This is a genomic window from Pseudomonas sp. CJQ_9 (assembly GCF_043106615.1).
Lineage (GTDB): Bacteria > Pseudomonadota > Gammaproteobacteria > Pseudomonadales > Pseudomonadaceae > Aquipseudomonas > Aquipseudomonas juntendi.
This window is the reverse complement of record NZ_JBICMS010000001.1, coordinates 96,122-114,715: the sequence shown is the minus strand read 5'-3', so window position 1 is coordinate 114,715 and position 18,594 is coordinate 96,122. Positions and strand designations below refer to the sequence as shown.

Here is an 18,594-nt window from a genome sequence, read left to right as displayed (position 1 = left end):
TCGATTTCTCTCCTCCTCCAACGGCTCGTAGCGTTTGGCAAGTGCGCGAAGGATTCAGGGTGAGTGCATTCCTGACTGGAATGCCCCTATGAAAAACATGAATTTTATTTATAGATCCTGAACCCCTACCGTAGTTTCTCTTGCGTATGGAGATGACGGTATGAACGCTTCAAAGCTGTGCTTGTACGTAGACGCTCAATTCACCAGCCCTTACGCCATGGCATGTTTTGTGGCGCTGCGTGAGAAGGGCATCGAATTCCAAATGAAGACTCTTGACCTCGACACGCTAGAGCATCAGACACAGGACTATTCCCGTATTTCGCTGACTCAGAGAGTGCCCACTCTGGTGCATGGCGAATTTTCTTTGGCTGAATCATCCGCAATCACTGAGTATCTGGAAGATCTTTTCCCTCAGACGCCGATTTACCCGACCAGCCCGCAGCAACGCGCCAAGGCGCGGCAAGTTCAAGCCTGGCTGCGCAGTGATTTGCTCCCTATCCGAAATGAACGCTCCACGCTTGTTGTGTTCTACGGCGTTAAATACGGGGCTTTGTCTGCCTCGGCTGAGGCCTCGACGCGAAAGTTGGTGGAGGCTGCGCAACTGCTGCTACGCGATAGCCCGGACTACCTTTTTGGCCAGTGGTCTACCGCCGATGTCGATCTCGCTTTGATGTTGAATCGACTGATACTCAATGGCGACCGCCTTCCCGCTCAACTGGAGGATTATGCTCAGCGGCAATGGCAACGCCCAACCGTGCAGGAGTGGTTGCAGTTGGAGCGACCTCCTCTCTAATCACACTGGCTTTCGACCTGGAGCTGCCACCAAGCGTAGGCATGCAGCGTGATATCTATCGCTTGAAGGTCCAGCTTCTTCATGTGTTCGAAGCGTTCGAGGCTGACATCACCGCTGTCATAGTGATCGAAAACGCCCGAACATATGCGGGCGCGTAGTTCAGCCCCGATTGCTAACTGAACAGCGTGTTCCTACACATCAGTAGCCGCTGAGAATGTTGACGATCACTCCGCTGGCGATGGCGACCAGCACGTAGTCGCCGTTCACGTACAACCAGCGGTGATCGCGCGGAGGTGCATACAGGTGCCGCGCCTTCCAGTCGGTCACCCAGTAACGGTCACCACGGTAATGCGGGTCGACCACATGGCCGCGGCGCCACTGCTGGTGGGGCACCGGCATGCCTTTTTGCGGGTGGAAGTTCGGGTCGCGATAAGCAGGCCCCCGGCCATTGTCGTGGCGGCCCTGCGGCTTAGCGTGGGGCGGGTTGCCTGCGTGCCCTGGGCCGCCATCATGACGGTCAGGCGGGCCAGGCTGCGCGAAACTTGCCAGAGGTGCGCTGAGCATCAGCGCCGCGCAAATCATGGTCAGGGTCTTTTTCATCGTTGCGGTCCTCTGTGTATTAACGCCCGGCTGGATCTTTCAATGACCGGGTACGGTTAACCAATCAGACCATGAATCAGGTCGTTTAATGTCAGGACAGAGGTAAAGGTCCGGTAAAGGTGGCCTGGCAAAAACACGAAGCTAGCGTAGCCCAAGCGCTTTCAAGCGACGGTACAGCGTGCGTTCGCTCATGCCCAAATGAAGCGCCAGCTCACTGCGCGAACCTTTGAACTGTTCCAGAGCCTGGGCCAGTTCACCGAGGTCACGGCGCTTTACGCCACGGCTCACCGGCGTTTGCGCGCCGATGTCCTCAGGCAGGTGCTCCGGCCTGATCACCCCATCATCGGCGAATAACCGCGCCCGTTCCAGAACATTGCGCAGCTCGCGGATGTTGCCCGGGAACGGATGCAAGGCAAGGCGCTGCAAGGCATCGTCACTCAAGCTGGGGACCGATGTGCCCGCCATGCGTTGCAGCAGGCTCTGCGCCAGCAAGGGAAGATCCTCTACCCGCTCACGCAGTGCCGGCAGGCGAATCGGGAAGCCGCTGATGCGGTAGTACAGGTCCTCACGGAAGCTGCCATCGGCAACCATTTGCCTGAGGGGTTTGTGCGTGGCCGACACCAGGCGGAAATCCGAATGCACTGTGCGCAGGCTGCCTACCGGGCGGAAGCTGCCAGACTCGATCAGGCGCAACAGCTTCACCTGCATCGCCAGCGGCACTTCACCAATTTCATCAAGGAACAGCGTGCCGCCATGGGCGGCTTCGGCCAGGCCGATCTTGCGCTGGTTGGCGCCGGTGAACGCGCCTTTTTCGTACCCGAACAGTTCGCTCTCGAACAATGACTCGGTCAAGCCGGTGCAGTCCACCACCACCAGTGGGCCGTTTGTCCTGGCGCTACCCATGTGCAGCGCACGGGCGAACAGCTCCTTGCCGGTGCCTGACTCACCTTGCAGCAAGACAGGGATCTGCGCTGGCGCCGCGCGTTGCAGGCTGGCCAGGGCTGCCTTGAAGGCCGGCGCACGGCCGACCAGCCCTTGCTCTTGCGGCTGGGCCGAGGCCAGCGTGATGGTGGTCAAGCGTTCGACAAAGGCTACGACCGTACCCTGTTCGTCCAGGATTGGCCGCAGCTCTACATCCACGTGCTCGGGCCCGCGTGGCGTGTGGTGAATGTGCAACACGCGCTCCGCGACCTTGCTGTCCCAGGCTTTGCGCATGGGGCAATGTTCGCCAGCCTGGTCGCATGGCACGGCATAGTGGTGCGACACCCTGTGGCACTTTTCCCCTAGGGGTGCTTGTTCGTGCTGGCCGAACTGGCGGCGATACGCAGCATTGGCCGCCAGGATGTTGTAGTCGGTGTCCAGCACGATGGTCGGCAGGGCATCGTGCTCAAGGTAGGAAACCAGCGCCAGGATAAACGGATGGGTTTCAGGCATGACAGCACCGTTCGGATGATCGATGCAGGGTAACAAGGACTGCCAAACACTGCCATTGGCTGACAGTCGACTGCCAAAGGTGCTGCCAATTCAGCCAGGTGTTGTCAGTACTGCTCCGGTTTCGTTGGGCCCGGCACGATAAAGAGCCTGGCATGCATCTTGATAAACCTCCTGATACTGCCTACGCCTTGAATAGACGCGGCGGATAACTGGAGAACGTGATGATCATCGGCAACAACCTTCACGTGGACGCCTTTTACGATGAGGCGACCTCGACCATCAGCTACCTGGTCATGGACCGTGAAACCCGGCAGTGCGCGTTGATCGACAGCGTACTGGATTACGACCCCAAGGCCGGGCGCACCTGTACTGCCTCAGCAGATCGGCTGGTCGAGCGCGTGGCTGAATTGCACGCCAGCGTGCGCTGGATACTTGAAACACATGTGCATGCCGACCACCTATCGGCAGCGGCCTACCTGAAGGAGAGGCTTGGCGGCCATACCGCCATTGGTGCGCACATCACCCAGGTGCAGAAGGTTTTTGGCAGCTTGTTCAACGCCGAGCCTGGCTTTGCCCGTGATGGCAGCCAGTTCGATGTGCTGTTCGAAGACGAGGAAGGTTTCCGCATCGGCAACCTGCATGCGCGGGCATTGCACACCCCTGGGCACACGCCTGCATGTATGAGCTTCATGATCGAGGATGCGGGTGAGACCGCGGTGTTCGTCGGCGACACCTTGTTCATGCCTGACTACGGTACTGCCCGTTGCGATTTCCCCGGCGCCGACGCCCGTACGCTGTACCGCTCGATCCGGCGCTTGCTGGCGTTCCCCGACCAGACCCGCCTGTTCATGTGCCACGACTACCTGCCAGGTGGTCGCGAAATGCAGTACGTCACCACCGTTGCCGAGCAGCGCGCCAGCAATATCCACATCCACCAGGGTATCGACGAGGACAGTTTCGTCGCCATGCGTGAGGCCCGCGACAAAACCCTCGACATGCCGGTGCTGATCCTGCCGTCGGTGCAGGTGAACATGCGCAGTGGCCACTTTCCGGAGCCGGAAGCCAACGGCGTCAGGTATTTGAAGATCCCGCTGAACAAGCTGTAAGCGCCCTGCCCTATAACCAGATTTCCAGGATTTATTGCCATGCCTGCCTTGTCGTCCACTACCCATACCGACCACCACACAGTGGTCATCGTCGGTGCCGGTGCCGCCGGTATCGCCACTGCATCCAGCCTTATCAGCCGTGACGCGTCCTTGGATGTGGCCTTGATCGACCCAGCCGAGGTGCACTACTACCAACCTGGCTGGACCATGGTCGGCGCTGGTGTTTTCAACGCGGCGAGCACTGCCCGCACCATGGCTTCGACGATTCCGCGCGGGGTGCGCTGGGTAAAGGCGCGCGTCCAGGGTTTCGACCCGGTGCGCCAGTTGGTCATGCTCGAGGATGGCCGGGCCATCGGCTATGAACAACTGGTGGTTTGCCCTGGCCTGAAGCTCGATTGGGCGGCCATTGATGGGCTCAGCGAGACCTTGGGCCGTAACGGGGTCACCTCCAATTACCGCTACGACCTAGCGCCCTATACCTGGGAGCTGGTGCAGAAGCTCAAGCACGGCCGTGCCCTGTTCAGCCAGCCGCCCATGCCGATCAAATGCGCCGGCGCGCCACAGAAGGCGCTGTACCTGTCGTGCGACCATTGGCTACGCCACGGTCACCTGGGCGCGATCAAAGCCAGCTTCTTCAATGCCGGCGCAGTCTTGTTCGGTGTGGCCGACTACGTGCCTGCCTTGATGCAGTACATCGAAAAATATGCCGTGGACCTGAATTTCAGCCATCGGCTGGTCGCCGTGGACGGCCCTAAAAAACGTGCCACCTTTGTGCGTAGCCTGCCCGATGGCAGCAGCGAAACCCGCGTCGAGGCCTTCGACCTGCTGCATGTGGTTCCGCCGCAAGTCGCGCCGGACTTCATCCGTGAAAGCCCATTGGCCGACAGTGCCGGCTGGGTCGATGTAGACCCGCACACCCTGCGCCATCGCAAGTACAGCACTGTTCACGCCTTGGGCGATGTGGCCAACACCAGCAACGCCAAGACAGCTGCAGCGGCCCGCAAGCAGGCTCCGGTAGTGGCCAATAATGTGCTGGTAGCGCTGGGGCGGTTGCAGACACTGGCCCAGTACGACGGTTACGGCTCATGCCCGCTCACGGTCGAGCGCGGCAAGATCGTGCTGGCCGAGTTCACCTATGGCGGCAAGCTGGCGCCCAGCTTCCCCAACTGGTTGCTGGACGGTCGCAAGCCGACCCGCCTGGCTTGGCTGCTCAAGGCGCAGGCCCTGCCGCCGCTGTACTGGCAAGCCATGCTCAAGGGTCGGGAATGGCTGGCGCGGCCACAACCGTTGGTAGCAGAGGCCGGGCAGTGATCGAAGCGCATTTGCTTGGCGCAGCCCTGGGGGCCATCATCGGCGCCGTGCTGGCATTGACGGGCGCCGGTGGAGGCATTCTTGCCGTGCCCCTGTTGGTGTTCGGCCTTGGCCTTTCGATGGTCGAAGCGGCACCGGTCGGCTTGTTGGCGGTAGGCCTGGCGGCAGCCGTGGGCGCGGTCCTGGGTTTGCGTCGCGGCCTGGTGCGCTATCGGGCGGCACTGTTCATCGCCTTGATCGGGGTGGCGGCAGCGCCACTGGGGTTGATGCTGGCGCACCGTTTGCCCAATACGCCGTTGCAACTGGTGTTTGCCGGGGTGCTCACCTACGCCTGCTTGCGTATCTGGCGCAAGGCCGCCAGGGAGCTGCGTGGCGAAGCCAACGATGCGCATCGCTTTATCGAGCCTTGTGTGCTGAACCCGCTGCAGGGCCGCTTGCGCTGGACTCTGCCCTGCGCTCGCGCCCTGGCATTCACCGGGGTGCTGTCCGGCTTGCTGTCTGGCCTGCTCGGTGTGGGGGGCGGGTTCGTGATCATTCCGGCGCTCAACCGCTATACCAACCTGCGCATGGCCACGATCGTCTCCACGTCGCTGGCGGTGATTGCCTTGGTGTCTACCGGCAGTGTGATCAGTGCCAGCCTTGCAGGTGTTCTGCATTGGCAAGTGGGTGGCCCGTTCGCTGTCGGCGCCGTGCTTGGTTTGCTGCTGGCGCGCCCCCTGGCGGCCAGGTTGGCCGGCCCACGCCTGCAGCAGATGTTTGCCGTGGCAGGTTGCGCCGCTGCCCTGCTGCTGGCCAGCAAGGCGTTACTGAGCTAACAGCTCGCCCTGTTGTTCTGCGCACAGCGCCAGCAGGTAATCCCATACGACCCGCAGGCGCACCGACTTGTGCAGCTCGCGGCGGGTACAGATCCAGTAACTGCGCTGGATGGTTTCGCCAGGCAGTACGCGGACCAGGGTCGGGTCGTGCCGGGCCATGTAGTTGGGCAGCACTGCAATGCCCAGCCCAGCACGTGCGGCCACCTGCTGGGCAATCACACTGGTGCTGCGGAAGACCACATTGGGCGCCCGGCAGAAGCTGTTGAGAAACAGCAGCTCCTGGCTGAACAGCAGGTCGTCGACGTAGCCGATCCAGCTGTGGCGGGCCAGATCCTCACGGTTGCGCAGGGGTGGTGCGCGGTCGAGGTAGCCCTGGCTGGCATACAGGGCCAGGCGGTAGTCGGTGAGTTTACGGGTGATCAGCAGGTCGGCGTTGGGCCGCTCCAGGTGGATACTGATTTCGGCTTCGCGGTTGAGGATGCTGACGAACCTCGGCACTGCCACCAGCTCCACTTCCAGCCCGGGGTAGCGCTCGAACAGCGCGTTCATGCGCGGGGTGAAGAACATGATGCCAATGCCTTCGGTGACCCCCAGGCGGATCTTGCCCAGCGGGGTGATGGCCTGGGTGATTTCTTCCTGGGCCAGCAGGGCGACGTTCTCCATGGCTTCGGCGTGCTTGAGCAGGGCCTGGCCCGAAGGGGTCAGCTCATAGCCTTGGGCGTGTTGCACGAACAACGCCGTGCCCAGGCTTTCCTCGATGCGCTCGATGTGCCGGGCCACGGTGCTGTGGGTGGTATTGAGGCGCTTGGCGGCGGTAAGCAGGCGGCCGCTGCGCTGCAACTCAAGGAAAAACCGCAGATCGTTCCAGTCGAACATGCTGATCCTTGTGGCTGTTCGTCTCGCCCTTTCACGGGTGAACCCGCGAAAGGGCCAGTGCAGACTTGCCGCTGTGCTAAAACGCACAACCGCTGCGCGAAATCGCGTGTTTCACCCACGAAATTACGCACTAAGATGGATCGGGACAAGAATAATTATCAGGCCCGAGGTTGCACATGCCATCAGCCGATTCTGTCTTCGATTACGTGGTGGTAGGCGCCGGCCCCGCCGGGTGCCTACTGGCCAACCGCTTGTCCGCCGACCCTGGTTGCCGGGTGCTGCTGCTGGAAGCGGGCGGGCGGGACAACTATCCCTGGATTCACATTCCCGTCGGTTACCTCTACTGCATTGGCAACCCGCGCACCGACTGGTGTTTCAAGACCCAAGCCCAACCCGGCCTGGGTGGGCGCGCGTTGGGCTACCCACGTGGCAAGGTGCTGGGTGGCTGCTCTTCCATCAATGGCATGATCTATATGCGCGGCCAGGCTGCCGACTATGACCACTGGGCCGAACAGGGCAACCCCGGCTGGGCTTGGAAGGACGTGCTGCCGCTGTTCAAGGCCAGTGAAAACCACTTTGCTGGCGCCAGCGAGCACCATGGCGGCGGTGGCGAGTGGCGGGTCGAACGCCAGCGCTACAGCTGGCCGATACTGGATGCCTTCCGCGACGCCGCCGAGCAAAGCGGCATCGCCAAGGTGGATGATTTCAATACGGGCGATAACCAGGGGTGTGGTTATTTCCAGGTCAACCAACGCAGTGGCGTGCGCTGGAATGCCTCCAAGGCGTTTCTGCGGCCGGTTCAGCACCGCGCCAACCTCACCGTGCTTACGGGTGTGCAGGTTGACCAGGTGCTGCTCAACAATACTCGGGCACGGGCGGTGAAGGCATTCTGGCAAGGCGCCTGGCACGAGTTTGCGGCTCGCCGCGAGATTGTGCTGTGTGCTGGCGCGGTCGGTTCCCCGGGCATTCTGCAACGCTCCGGCATCGGCCCACGGCAATTGCTGGAAAGCCTGGGTATTGGCGTGCGCCACGACATGCCAGGGGTGGGTGGCAACCTGCAAGACCACCTGCAACTGCGGCTGATCTACCAGATCCGCAATACCCGCACCTTGAATCAGATGGCCAACAGCCTGTGGGGCAAGATGGGCATGGGCCTGCGCTACCTCTACGACCGCAGCGGCCCGCTGGCCATGGCCCCGAGCCAGTTGGGCGCGTTCGTACGCTCCAGCCCGGACCAGGCCAGCGCCAACCTGCAGTACCACGTGCAGCCGCTGTCGCTGGAGCGCTTCGGCGAGCCGTTGCACCGCTTCCCGGCCTTTACCGCCTCGGTCTGCAACCTGCGCCCGGCCAGCCGTGGGCGTATCGATATTCGCAGCACCGACATGCACAGCACGCCGCTGATCGACCCCAACTACCTGAGCGACCCCCAGGACTTGCAGGTGGCCGCCGATGCCATCCGCCTTACCCGGCGCATCGTGCAGGCCCCTGCCCTGGCCGTATTCGAGCCCGAGGAATATCTGCCTGGCGCGGCCCTGCAAAGCGAACAGGACCTGATCGAGGCAGCCGGCAAGATTGGTACTACCATTTTCCACCCGGTGGGCACCTGCCGCATGGGCAATGGCGCGATGGACGTTGTGGATAACCAGCTGCGCGTGCATGGCATCCCCGGCCTGCGCGTGGCCGATGCCTCGATCATGCCGCAGATCACCTCTGGCAATACCTGTTCCCCCACCCTGATGATCGCCGAAAAGGCGGCACAACTGATTCTCAAAGGAGCTGCTACCCAGACCTACCTGAACGAAGACGCGTTACCGACGCCCTGACCCGGGTGCGTGCAGTAGCGGCAGCTGCGGTCGAAGGCTGCCGACAGTGGAACAACAAGAATAATCACTGTGGCCTGCGGGCCGAGGACAGCAACGATGTCGGATTACATTCAAGAGCAGGCTGCGGCGGCCAGCGGTTCCAACCGTCGTGAAGAACGCAAGATCATTTTCGCGTCATCCCTCGGGACGGTGTTCGAGTGGTATGACTTTTTTCTCTATGGCGCGTTGGCAGCGGTCATCAGCAAGCAGTTCTTTGCGGGTGTTAACGACACCACCGCTTTCATCTTCGCCCTCATGGCCTTCGCTGCCGGCTTCCTTGTGCGGCCGTTCGGTGCATTGGTGTTCGGCCGCCTGGGTGACATGATCGGGCGCAAATACACCTTCCTGGTCACCATCGTGCTGATGGGGCTGTCCACTTTCGCCGTGGGCTTGCTGCCTACGTATGCCAGCATCGGCATCGCCGCACCGATCATTCTGGTGATGCTGCGCATGCTGCAGGGCCTGGCGCTGGGCGGTGAATACGGTGGTGCGGCCACCTATGTGGCCGAACATGCACCCCCTGGCAAGCGCGGTTTCCACACCGGCTTCATCCAGTCCACCGCTACCCTGGGCCTGTTGTTGTCGTTGCTGGTGGTACTGGGCAGCCGCTATGTCAGTGGCGATCAGTTCGAAACCTGGGGCTGGCGCCTGCCGTTCCTGCTGTCGATCGTGCTGCTGGGTATTTCCACCTGGATCCGCATGAGCATGCATGAGTCGCCAGCCTTCGTGAAAATGAAGGCCCAGGGCAAGGTCAGCAAGTCGCCGATCCGGGAGTCGTTCACCTCGTGGCCGAACCTCAAAGTTGTACTGACCGCACTGTTCAGTATCAATGCCGGGCAAGCGGTGACGTTCTACACCGCGCAGTTCTACGTGCTGTTCTTCATGACCCAGATGCTGAAGGTAGACCCGGCCCAGGCCAATACCCTGCTGATCATCAGCGTGGTGATCGGTGCGCCGTTCTTCGTGTTTTTTGGCTGGCTGTCGGACCGTATCGGGCGCAAACCGATCCTGATGCTGGGCTTGCTGCTGGCCACGGTGCTGTACTTCCCGCTGTTCAAGGCTTTGAGCCACTATGCCAACCCACAAATTGACGCCGCCAGCCGCCAGGCGCCGATCGTGGTCACTGCTGATCCGCAAGGCTGCACGTTCCAGTTCGACCCGGTCGGCAAGGCCCGTTTCGACAGCCCGTGCGACAAGGTCAAGACCTTCCTGGTCAAACAGGGCCTGCCTTACAGCTCGGTCAGCGTAGCCGGCAGCGAGGTAGTGGTGAATGTGGGCGACAAGACCATCAACGGCTTCGACGAAGCCGCGATGCGTGCGGCGGTGGAGCAGGCAGGCTATCCGGCCAAGGCTGACCCCGCACAGGTCAACCAGGTGATGGTCGTGGTGCTGATCGTGGCGATGATCCTGATCGCGACCATGACCTACGGCCCATTGGCCGCAGTGATGGTCGAGCTGTTCCCGACCCGCATTCGCTACACCTCGATGTCGCTGCCCTACCACATTGGCAACGGCTGGTTCGGTGGCTTCCTGCCCACCGTGTCGTTTGCACTGGTGGTGTACACCGGGGACATCTTCTACGGGCTTTGGTACCCGATCCTGGTGACCGGCATCAGCCTTGTGGTGGGGATTTTCTGCCTGAAAGAAACCAAGGATGTGGATATCGACAAGATCTGAAAGCTGGCGCGGATCCTTGTAGGAGCGGCCTTGTGTCGCGATGGGCCGCGCAGCGGCCCCAGGATTTCTGTCTTGATGCACACATTGCCGGGGCCGCTTTACGGCCCATCGCGACACAAGGCCGCTCCTACCCAAAGCGATGCGTACTTGAAATGGAGCCCATAAAAAAACCGGCTGTAAAAGCCGGTTTTCTTATGCCCCGAAAAAACTTATGCACGCTTTTCAGAAAAATGTCATAAGCAAAAATAAACAACCAATTCAACAAGTTAGCGCTTACTTCAAGCATTTCAACGAAAAAGTGCTCACAAGTTATCCACAGAAATCACGCCATCTGCTCCTGTGGTTGTTCTGCTGCTGGCGGCAGCGAGCCCATGGCCCGCTGGGTTGCTTCGTTCCACGCCTGAGCGCGGTCGTTGAGCTCGGCAATGGCCCGTGGCCCGGTGCCGTTGGCGTACATCGGCTCGCCAATCACCACCTCGATGGTGCCCGAGCGCTTGCCCCAACCGGTTTTCGGCCAGAACTTGCCGGCGTTGTGGGCAATCGGCAGTACCGGCAGCCCGGCATTCACTGCCAGCGCGGTACCCCCGCGCGAGAACTTGCCGACCGTGCCGAACGGCACACGGGTGCCCTCCGGGAAGATCAGCACCCAGATCTTCTGCTTGAGCAGCTCATCGCCCTTGCTCGCAACTTGGCGCAGTGCCTCCTTCGGGTTATCGCGGTTGATCGCGATCGGCCGCAGCATGGCCATGGCCCAGCCGAAGAACGGCACGTACAGCAGTTCGCGTTTGAGCACCTGGCTAAGCGGCGAGAAGTACTGCGAAAGGAAGAATGTTTCCCAGGTGCTTTGGTGGTTCGACAGGATCACGCAAGGCTCGGCCGGCACGTTCTCGGCACCGGTGATCTTGTAGTCGATGCCCAGAATCGTCCGCACGAGGAACAAGGCGCAGCGGCACCAGTACACATTGATGAACTTGTAGCGCTTGGGGAACGACAGAAACGGCGCGACGAAGAAGCTCAGCGAGCACCACAGCAACGAACTGGTGCCCAGCAGCAGGTAAAAAAGAAAGATTCTGATCGCCTGCAGGATCGACATAGTGGCTTGTACCATTGCGGGGCATGCCCGCCTGAGAAAAATGCGCCCGCAGGCGCACTGTTTAAATTAGTTCTCTGGCGATAGCTGCCAGATCGTCGAAAATCAGTGTAGTTTGCGGAACACCTTTTGCCAGGGTCCGCTCACCCTTGCCGGTTTTCACCAACACAGGTTGTGCACCGACGGCCAGGGCGGCCTCCAGGTCGCCTTTGCTGTCGCCAACGAACCAGACGCCTTCAAGGCCGACCTGGTAATGCTCGGCTATCGCCCGCAGCATGCCGGGCTTGGGCTTGCGGCAATCGCAGCCTTCATCCGGGCCGTGCGGGCAATACACGATGTGGCCAACCTCGCCCCCCTGCTCGGCCACCAGCGCGCGCAGGCGTGCATGCATGGCCTCGAGGGTTGCCAGCGGGTAATAGCCACGGGCGATGCCGGACTGGTTGGTGGCCACGGCCACTGTCCAGCCCGCCTTGCTCAACTGCGCGATCGCTGCGACCGAGCCTGGGATCGGGATCCACTCTTCCAGCGTCTTGATGTAGGCGTCGGAGTCGTAGTTGATCACCCCGTCACGGTCGAGAATCAGCAGTTTCAAGGCTTACCCCAGCAACGAGATGTCGGCCACACCCAGGAACAGGCCGCGCAGGCGGCTGAGCAGGGCGTAGCGGTTGGCACGTACCTTGGCGTCTTCGGCGTTGACCATGACCGCCTCGAAGAAGGCATCAACCGGGTCGCGCAGGGCTGCCAGGCGGGCCAGCGATTCGCTGTACTGCCGTGCAGCAGCCATCGGTTGCACGGCCTGGTCGGCCTGCTGGATGGCCGAGTACAGCGAGAACTCGTTGGCATTGTCGAAGTACTTCGGCTCGACCTGCTCGGCGATGGCGCCTTCGGCCTTGCTCAGCAGGTTCGACACACGCTTGTTGACCGCGGCCAGGGCCTCGGCTTCGGGCAGCTTGCGGAACGCTTGCACCGCCTGTACACGCTGGTCGAAGTCCAGCGCCGAGCCTGGCTGCAGGGCACGTACCGACAGGTAGGTGGCCACGTCGATGCCTTCGTCTTCGTAGCGCGCACGCAGGCGGTCGAAGATGAACTCCAGCACCTGCTCGGCCAGGCCGGCAGCCTTGACCTTGGCACCGAACTGCTTGACCGCGAATTCCACGGCACCGGTCAGGTTCAGGTCCAGCTGCTTCTCGATCAGGATACGCAGCACACCCAGCGCTGCACGGCGCAGGGCGTACGGGTCTTTGCTGCCGGTTGGCAGCATGCCGATGCCGAAGATGCCCACCAGGGTGTCGAGCTTGTCGGCGATGGCCACGGCGGCACCGGTGAGGGTTTGCGGCAGCTCGGCACCAGCACCGCGTGGCATGTACTGCTCGTTCAGCGCCAGGGCAACGTCTTGCGGCTCACCGTCGTTGAGCGCGTAGTAGTAACCGGCCACACCCTGCATCTCGGGGAATTCGCCGACCATTTCAGTGGCCAGGTCGCATTTCGACAGCAGGCCAGCCCGGCCGGCGCGCTGGGCGTCGCCGCCGATCAGCGGGGCGATGAAGGCAGCCAGTTTGGAAACGCGCTCGGCCTTGTCGTACACAGTGCCCAGCTGAGCCTGGAAGACCACGTTCTTGAGGCGCTCGTTGAAGGTTTCCAGCGGCTGCTTCTTGTCCTGCTTGAAGAAGAATTCAGCGTCGGTCAGGCGTGGGCGCACGACTTTCTCGTTGCCTTGCACGATCTGCTTCGGGTCGCGGCTTTCAACGTTGGCCACGGTGATGAAGCGCGGCAGCAGCTTGCCTTCGCTGTCCAGCAGGCAGAAGTACTTCTGGTTGTCCTGCATGGTGGTGATCAGGGCTTCCTGCGGCACTTCGAGGAAACGCTCCTCGAACGAGCACACCAGCGGCACCGGCCACTCGACCAGCGCGGTCACTTCGTCCAGCAGCGCCGGTGGCACGATGGCCGTGCCTTCCTGCTGCATGGCCAGCTCTGCGGTACGCTTGCTGATCAGCTCGCGGCGCTCGGCGAAGTCGGCCAGCACGTAGGCTTTGCGCAGGTCTTCGACGTAGTTGGCCGGGGCAGTGATGAGCACGTTTTCCGGGTGGTGGAAGCGGTGGCCACGGGATTCACGGCCGGCCTTCTGCGACAGGATGGTGCAGTCGATCACCTGGTCGCCCAGCAGCATGACCAGCCATTGGGCCGGGCGCACGAACTCTTCACGGCTGGCGGCCCAGCGCATGCGCTTGGGAATGGGCAGATCGTTCAGCGAGTCCTCGACGATGGTCGGCAGCAAGCCGACGGTCGCTTTGCCTGGGATGTGCTGGGAGAAGCGCAGCTTGGGGCCGCTCTGGTCGATTTCGGCCAGCTCTACACCGCACTTCTTGGCAAAGCCCAGGGCAGCCTGGGTCGGCTCGCCGTCTTTGAAAGCAGCCTGCAGGGGTGGCCCGTCGATGTTGATGCTGCGGTCAGGCTGCTGCACGTCCAGCTTGCGAATCAGCACGGCCAGGCGACGCGGCGCAGCATAGACCTGCTTGCCGGTGTAGTTCAGGCCAGCGGCCTGCAGGCCCTTTTCGATGCCGGCCAGGAAGGCGTCGCCGAGGCTGGCGAGGGCCTTGGGAGGCAGCTCTTCGGTGCCCAGTTCTACCAGGAAATCTTGAGCACTCATTGTGCAGCCTCCAGCTTAGCCAACACTTCGTCACGCAGTTCGGGGGTGGCCATCGGGAAGCCCAGGCGTGCGCGGGCTTGCAGATAGCTTTGCGCCACGTCCCGGGCCAGGGTACGCACACGCAGGATGTAGCGCTGGCGCTCGGTCACCGAGATGGCGCGGCGGGCGTCCAGCAGGTTGAAGGTATGCGAGGCCTTCAACACCATTTCATAGGTCGGCAGCGGCAGCTCCAGCTTGATCAGGCGGTTGGCTTCGCTTTCGTAGAAGTCGAACAGTTCGAACAGCTTGTCGACGTTGGCATGTTCGAAGTTGTAGGTCGACTGCTCCACCTCGTTCTGGTGGAACACGTCACCGTAGGTGACCTTGCCGAACGGGCCGTCGGCCCATACCAGGTCATAGACCGAATCGACGCCCTGGATGTACATGGCCAGGCGTTCGAGGCCGTAGGTGATTTCACCGGTGACCGGGTAGCACTCGATGCCACCTACCTGCTGGAAGTAGGTGAACTGGGTGACTTCCATGCCGTTCAGCCAGATTTCCCAGCCCAGGCCCCAGGCGCCGAGGGTCGGCGATTCCCAGTTGTCTTCGACAAAGCGAATGTCGTGCACCAGCGGGTCCAGGCCAATGGCTTTCAGCGAGCCCAGGTACAGCTCCTGGAAGTTGGCCGGGTTCGGCTTGAGCACCACTTGGAACTGGTAGTAGTGCTGCAGGCGGTTGGGGTTTTCGCCATACCGCCCGTCGGCGGGGCGACGGCTAGGCTGCACGTAGGCGGCGTTCCAGGTTTCTGGACCCACGGCGCGCAGGAACGTTGCGGTGTGGAAAGTGCCGGCGCCTACTTCCATATCGTAGGGCTGAAGCACCACACAACCTTGAGCTGCCCAGTAGTTTTGCAGGGCGAGGATCAGGTCTTGGAAGGTACGCACGGCTGGCGTAGGCTGGCTCACGAAATTCACCTGTATCTGGGGATGCGGATGTAAAGAGCGGGAGTATAACCTGATTCGCCTCGCCCTCTACTCATTGGAGCCTTATGCCACGCTGCTTTTGGTGTACCGACGATCCGTTGTACCAGGCCTACCATGACCAGGAATGGGGAACGCCGCAGCGCGATCCGGCGTTGCTGTTCGAGATGCTTTTGCTCGAAGGGTTCCAGGCCGGGCTTTCATGGATCACCGTTTTGCGCAAACGCGAGCGTTACCGCGAGGTGATGCACGGGTTCGACCCGGTCAAACTGGCCACCCTCAGCGACGAACGCATCGAAGCGCTGATGCAGGACCCCGGGATCATCCGCAACCGCCTCAAACTCAAGGCTGCGCGGCGCAATGCGCAGGCCTGGCTGGCTGTGGATAACCCCGCCGAATGGCTGTGGTCGTTCGTGGGCGGTGCGCCGAAGATCAATCACTTCCAGGGCCGCGCTGACGTGCCGGCGGTCACCGACGAAGCCAAGGCCATGAGCAAGGCCCTGCAGAAAGCCGGCTTCACCTTTGTCGGCCCGACCATCTGCTATGCCTTCATGCAAGCCACCGGCATGGTCATGGACCACACCATCGATTGCGATCGTTACGCCGCCCTGGTTCGTTGAAGGGTTACAATGCGCGCCTTGCTGAAATAAGGAATTCGCCTGTGGAAAAGTTCAAGGGCGCCCTGATGGTCGGGGTGCTGCGCCTGTTTGCCAAGCTGCCCTGGGGCGCTGTACAGCGCGTGGGCGCCGGTATCGGCTGGCTGATGTGGAAGATCCCCAACGGTTCACGCAACGTGGTGCGCATCAACCTGGCCAAGTGTTTCCCAGAGATGGACCCGGTTGCCCGTGAGCAACTGGTCGGCCAAGCCTTGCGGGACATTGGCAAGTCGTTTGTCGAAAGCGCCTGTGCCTGGATCTGGCCGCCACAGCGCTCGCTGGAACTGGTCAAGGAAGTGCACGGTCTGGAAGTGCTGGAGCAAGCCCTGGCGTCTGGCAAGGGTGTTGTCGGTATCACCAGCCACCTGGGTAACTGGGAGGTGCTCAACCACTTCTATTGCAACCAGTGCAAGCCGATCATCTTCTACCGCCCGCCCAAGCTCAAGGCTGTGGATGACCTGCTGCGTGAGCAGCGCGTACAGATGGGCAACCGCGTTGCGCCTTCGACCAAGGAAGGCATTCTCAGCGTGATCAAGGAGGTGCGCCGGGGCGGCCAGGTGGGCATCCCCGCTGACCCGGAGCCGGCCGAATCGGCGGGCGTGTTCGTGCCATTTCTCGGTACCCAGGCACTGACCAGCAAGTTCGTGCCGAACATGCTGGCGGGCGGCAAGGCAGTGGGGGTGTTCCTGCACGCCTTGCGCCTGCCGGATGGCTCGGGTTTCAAGGTGTTTCTCGAAGCCGCGCCGCAAGCGATGTACAGCACCGACGTGAATGAGTCGGCGGCGGCGATGAGCAAGGTGGTCGAGCGTTATGTGCGCGAGTACCCGAGCCAGTACATGTGGAGCATGAAGCGCTTCAAGAAGCGCCCGGCTGGCGAGCCGCGCTGGTATTGAGATCTCTGGGGGCGCTCTGCGCCCCATTCGCTGGCACGCCAGCTCCCACAGGGATCGCATCAGGGCTCACAGGCGCTGCACATCTTGCGGCAAACACCTGTCAGCCCTGCTGCGGTCCCTGTGGGAGCTGGCTTGCCTGCGATGGGCTGCAAAGCAGCCCCGGCTATCTCAAGCCTTGTTCAGCTTCTTGAGAAAAACGGTCATCTCTTTCTCGGCTTGCTTGTCCCCGTGGGCCTGTGCCGCCACGATCCCATCCTCCCAGGCCTTGCGCGCCGCCGGTAGGTCACCCTGCAACTGACAGGCCTTGCCCAGCAGCTTCCAGGCTGCCGAGTACTTCGGGTCCTGCTCTACACAGCGCGCCAGGTGCACCGCAGCTTCTGCCCCGTTACCTTCATCCAGCCAGGCCTTGCCCAGCCCGAAACGCAGCAACGGGTTATCCACACCCTTGGCCAGCATCTTCTCCAGCGACTCGCGCATGCCTTTTTGCTCCTAGAAGAAACTCAAGCCGACGTGGAACAGCTTCTCCACATCGCGAATATGCTTTTTATCCACAACGAACAGGATCACATGGTCACCCGATTCGATCAGCGTGTTGTCGTGGGCAATCATGACCTCTTCGGCACGGATGATCGCGCCGATCGTGGTACCCGGTGGCAGGTTGATGTCCGCTATCGCCTTGCCAACGACCTTGCTCGACTTGGCATCGCCATGGGCCACCGCCTCGATCGCTTCGGCCGCGCCACGGCGCAGCGAGTGCACGCTGACAATGTCGCCCCGGCGCACGTGGGCCAACAGGGTGCCGATGGTCGCCAGCTGGGGGCTGATGGCAATGTCGATCTCACCCCCCTGCACCAGGTCGACGTAGGCTGGGTTGTTGATGATGGTCATCACCTTGCCTGCACCCAGGCGCTTGGCCAGCAGCGACGACATGATGTTGGCTTCGTCGTCGTTGGTCAGGGCCAGGAAGATATCGGCGTCGGCGATGTTTTCTTCCAGCATCAGGTCCCTGTCCGAGGCGCTGCCCTGCAACACCACGGTGCTGTCTAGCGTATCGGACAGGTGCCGGCAGCGGGCCGGGCTCATCTCGATGATCTTCACCTGATAGCGGCTTTCGATGGCTTCGGCCAGGCGCTCGCCAATTTGGCCACCACCGGCAATGACGATGCGCTTGTTGGTCTGGTCGATGCGACGCAACTCGCCCATCACTGCCCGGATGTCTTTTTTCGCGGCAATGAAGAACACCTCGTCATCGGCTTCGATCACCGTGTCGCCACGCGGGGTGATTGGCCGGTCGCGGCGGAAAATGGCGGCCACACGGGTATCCACGTTAGGCATGTGCGCGCGGATCTGGCGCAACTGCTGGCCCACCAGCGGCCCGCCGTAGTACGCCTTCACGGCCACCAGCTGCGCCTTGCCTTCGGCGAAGTCGATCACCTGCAGCGACCCTGGGTGCTCGATCAGGCGCCTGATGTAGTTGGTCACCACCTGCTCGGGGCTGATCAGCACGTCGACCGGGATGTGGTCATTGTCGAACAGCTCTTCACGCGTCAGGTAGGCCGACTCGCGTACCCGGGCAATCTTGGTCGGGGTGTGGAACAGCGAATAGGCCACCTGGCAGGCAACCATATTGGTTTCGTCGCTGTTGGTTACCGCCACCAACATGTCGGCGTCGTCGGCACCGGCCTGGCGCAGCACCGTCGGCAGCGAGCCGCGGCCTTGCACGGTGCGGATGTCCAGGCGGTCGCCCAGGTCGCGCAGGCGGTCGCCGTCGGTGTCGACCACGGTAATGTCGTTGGCCTCACTGGCCAAGTGCTCTGCCAGCGTACCGCCCACTTGCCCTGCGCCGAGGATGATGATTTTCATCCGCTACTCCCT

At 61.9% G+C, this 18,594-nt stretch carries 17 protein-coding genes; 8 read left to right on the top strand and 9 right to left on the bottom strand.

All coding sequences use genetic code 11. From position 1 onward, the window contains the following. Positions 1-160: 160 nt before the first annotated feature. Positions 161-793, top strand: coding sequence for a glutathione transferase (gene yfcF / locus ACF8SD_RS00560; protein WP_173887068.1), 633 nt, complete (start codon positions 161-163; stop codon positions 791-793). Positions 794-991: 198 nt separating this feature from the next. On the opposite strand, the gene ACF8SD_RS00555 is transcribed toward yfcF, so the two are convergent. Together ACF8SD_RS00555 and ACF8SD_RS00550 are read right to left on the bottom strand one after the other, a co-directional pair. Next, entirely contained in the window at positions 992-1,393 is a 402-nt protein-coding gene (locus ACF8SD_RS00555; RefSeq protein ID WP_173887069.1) for an RcnB family protein, read from the bottom strand. A gap of 141 nt (positions 1,394-1,534) precedes the next feature. Next, complete coding sequence (locus ACF8SD_RS00550; RefSeq protein WP_173887070.1) at positions 1,535-2,827, bottom strand: sigma-54-dependent Fis family transcriptional regulator; 1,293 nt, start codon at positions 2,825-2,827, stop codon at positions 1,535-1,537. A 221-nt stretch (positions 2,828-3,048) separates the two neighbouring features. Here ACF8SD_RS00550 and ACF8SD_RS00545 point away from each other — a divergent pair, with 221 nt between their 5' ends. From ACF8SD_RS00545 to ACF8SD_RS00535, 3 genes are read left to right on the top strand one after another with little or no spacing between them, the layout of a single operon-like run. After that, positions 3,049-3,933, top strand: coding sequence for an MBL fold metallo-hydrolase (locus tag ACF8SD_RS00545; RefSeq protein WP_173887071.1), 885 nt, complete (start codon positions 3,049-3,051; stop codon positions 3,931-3,933). A 39-nt stretch (positions 3,934-3,972) separates the two neighbouring features. Continuing rightward, positions 3,973-5,244, top strand: a complete 1,272-nt coding sequence (locus ACF8SD_RS00540) for an FAD/NAD(P)-binding oxidoreductase (protein ID WP_173887072.1) — start codon at positions 3,973-3,975, stop codon at positions 5,242-5,244. Continuing rightward, positions 5,241-6,059: a sulfite exporter TauE/SafE family protein gene (locus tag ACF8SD_RS00535; protein ID WP_392483397.1), complete on the top strand. Its 819-nt coding sequence runs from the start codon at positions 5,241-5,243 to the stop codon at positions 6,057-6,059. The genes ACF8SD_RS00540 and ACF8SD_RS00535 overlap by 4 nt, the downstream gene beginning before the upstream one ends. Here the strand turns inward: ACF8SD_RS00535 and ACF8SD_RS00530 are convergent. After that, a complete protein-coding gene (locus ACF8SD_RS00530) occupies positions 6,048-6,935 on the bottom strand; it encodes a LysR family transcriptional regulator (protein WP_029886432.1) in 888 nt (295 codons plus the stop codon). The genes ACF8SD_RS00535 and ACF8SD_RS00530 overlap by 12 nt on opposite strands. A gap of 176 nt (positions 6,936-7,111) precedes the next feature. Here ACF8SD_RS00530 and ACF8SD_RS00525 point away from each other — a divergent pair, with 176 nt between their 5' ends. Together ACF8SD_RS00525 and ACF8SD_RS00520 are read left to right on the top strand one after the other, a co-directional pair. Next, on the top strand, positions 7,112-8,758 hold the full coding sequence (locus ACF8SD_RS00525) for a GMC family oxidoreductase (protein ID WP_173887074.1): 1,647 nt from the start codon (positions 7,112-7,114) through the stop codon (positions 8,756-8,758). 96 nt (positions 8,759-8,854) lie between these two features. Then, positions 8,855-10,474 carry an MFS transporter gene (locus ACF8SD_RS00520; RefSeq protein WP_173887075.1) on the top strand — a complete coding sequence of 540 codons (1,620 nt, stop codon included), beginning with the start codon at positions 8,855-8,857 and terminating at the stop codon, positions 10,472-10,474. Between the two features lie 322 nt (positions 10,475-10,796). Here the strand turns inward: ACF8SD_RS00520 and ACF8SD_RS00515 are convergent, their stop codons facing one another. The 4 genes from ACF8SD_RS00515 to glyQ are packed head-to-tail and all read right to left on the bottom strand — an operon-like array spanning position 10,797 to position 15,155. Next, positions 10,797-11,582 carry a 1-acyl-sn-glycerol-3-phosphate acyltransferase gene (locus tag ACF8SD_RS00515; RefSeq protein ID WP_173887076.1) on the bottom strand — a complete coding sequence of 262 codons (786 nt, stop codon included), beginning with the start codon at positions 11,580-11,582 and terminating at the stop codon, positions 10,797-10,799. Between the two features lie 46 nt (positions 11,583-11,628). Continuing rightward, a complete protein-coding gene (gene gmhB / locus ACF8SD_RS00510; protein WP_392483396.1) occupies positions 11,629-12,156 on the bottom strand; it encodes a D-glycero-beta-D-manno-heptose 1,7-bisphosphate 7-phosphatase in 528 nt (175 codons plus the stop codon). Positions 12,157-12,159: 3 nt separating this feature from the next. Further along, positions 12,160-14,211, bottom strand: coding sequence for a glycine--tRNA ligase subunit beta (gene glyS, locus ACF8SD_RS00505; RefSeq protein ID WP_392483395.1), 2,052 nt, complete (start codon positions 14,209-14,211; stop codon positions 12,160-12,162). After that, positions 14,208-15,155, bottom strand: coding sequence for a glycine--tRNA ligase subunit alpha (gene glyQ, locus ACF8SD_RS00500; RefSeq protein WP_003253126.1), 948 nt, complete (start codon positions 15,153-15,155; stop codon positions 14,208-14,210). Before glyQ ends, glyS begins: the two co-directional genes overlap by 4 nt. Before the next feature lie 83 nt (positions 15,156-15,238). Between glyQ and ACF8SD_RS00495 the strand changes: the two genes are divergently transcribed. Together ACF8SD_RS00495 and ACF8SD_RS00490 are read left to right on the top strand one after the other, a co-directional pair. Continuing rightward, positions 15,239-15,790, top strand: a complete 552-nt coding sequence (locus ACF8SD_RS00495; protein WP_009684690.1) for a DNA-3-methyladenine glycosylase I — start codon at positions 15,239-15,241, stop codon at positions 15,788-15,790. Between the two features lie 41 nt (positions 15,791-15,831). Further along, on the top strand, positions 15,832-16,719 hold the full coding sequence (locus ACF8SD_RS00490; protein ID WP_009684691.1) for a lysophospholipid acyltransferase: 888 nt from the start codon (positions 15,832-15,834) through the stop codon (positions 16,717-16,719). Between the two features lie 168 nt (positions 16,720-16,887). Here ACF8SD_RS00490 and ACF8SD_RS00485 read toward each other — a convergent pair whose 3' ends face one another. Both ACF8SD_RS00485 and trkA read right to left on the bottom strand, forming a co-directional pair. Further along, positions 16,888-17,196 (bottom strand): tetratricopeptide repeat protein, encoded by a 309-nt coding sequence (locus tag ACF8SD_RS00485; protein ID WP_029888062.1) that lies wholly within the window; start codon positions 17,194-17,196, stop codon positions 16,888-16,890. A 12-nt stretch (positions 17,197-17,208) separates the two neighbouring features. Beyond that, a complete protein-coding gene (gene trkA / locus ACF8SD_RS00480; RefSeq protein ID WP_009682347.1) occupies positions 17,209-18,582 on the bottom strand; it encodes a Trk system potassium transporter TrkA in 1,374 nt (457 codons plus the stop codon). Positions 18,583-18,594: the final 12 nt, after the last annotated feature.

Coding starts and splice junctions, on each gene's coding strand:
- ACF8SD_RS00525 (WP_173887074.1), top strand. CDS start 7,112: ATGCCATCAGCCGATTCTGTCTTCGATTACGTGGTGGTAGGCGCCGGC.
- glyS (WP_392483395.1), bottom strand. CDS start 14,211: ATGAGTGCTCAAGATTTCCTGGTAGAACTGGGCACCGAAGAGCTGCCT.
- ACF8SD_RS00555 (WP_173887069.1), bottom strand. CDS start 1,393: ATGAAAAAGACCCTGACCATGATTTGCGCGGCGCTGATGCTCAGCGCA.
- trkA (WP_009682347.1), bottom strand. CDS start 18,582: ATGAAAATCATCATCCTCGGCGCAGGGCAAGTGGGCGGTACGCTGGCA.
- ACF8SD_RS00550 (WP_173887070.1), bottom strand. CDS start 2,827: ATGCCTGAAACCCATCCGTTTATCCTGGCGCTGGTTTCCTACCTTGAG.
- ACF8SD_RS00495 (WP_009684690.1), top strand. CDS start 15,239: ATGCCACGCTGCTTTTGGTGTACCGACGATCCGTTGTACCAGGCCTAC.
- ACF8SD_RS00540 (WP_173887072.1), top strand. CDS start 3,973: ATGCCTGCCTTGTCGTCCACTACCCATACCGACCACCACACAGTGGTC.
- ACF8SD_RS00530 (WP_029886432.1), bottom strand. CDS start 6,935: ATGTTCGACTGGAACGATCTGCGGTTTTTCCTTGAGTTGCAGCGCAGC.
- ACF8SD_RS00515 (WP_173887076.1), bottom strand. CDS start 11,582: ATGGTACAAGCCACTATGTCGATCCTGCAGGCGATCAGAATCTTTCTT.
- yfcF (WP_173887068.1), top strand. CDS start 161: ATGAACGCTTCAAAGCTGTGCTTGTACGTAGACGCTCAATTCACCAGC.
- ACF8SD_RS00520 (WP_173887075.1), top strand. CDS start 8,855: ATGTCGGATTACATTCAAGAGCAGGCTGCGGCGGCCAGCGGTTCCAAC.
- ACF8SD_RS00485 (WP_029888062.1), bottom strand. CDS start 17,196: ATGCGCGAGTCGCTGGAGAAGATGCTGGCCAAGGGTGTGGATAACCCG.
- ACF8SD_RS00545 (WP_173887071.1), top strand. CDS start 3,049: ATGATCATCGGCAACAACCTTCACGTGGACGCCTTTTACGATGAGGCG.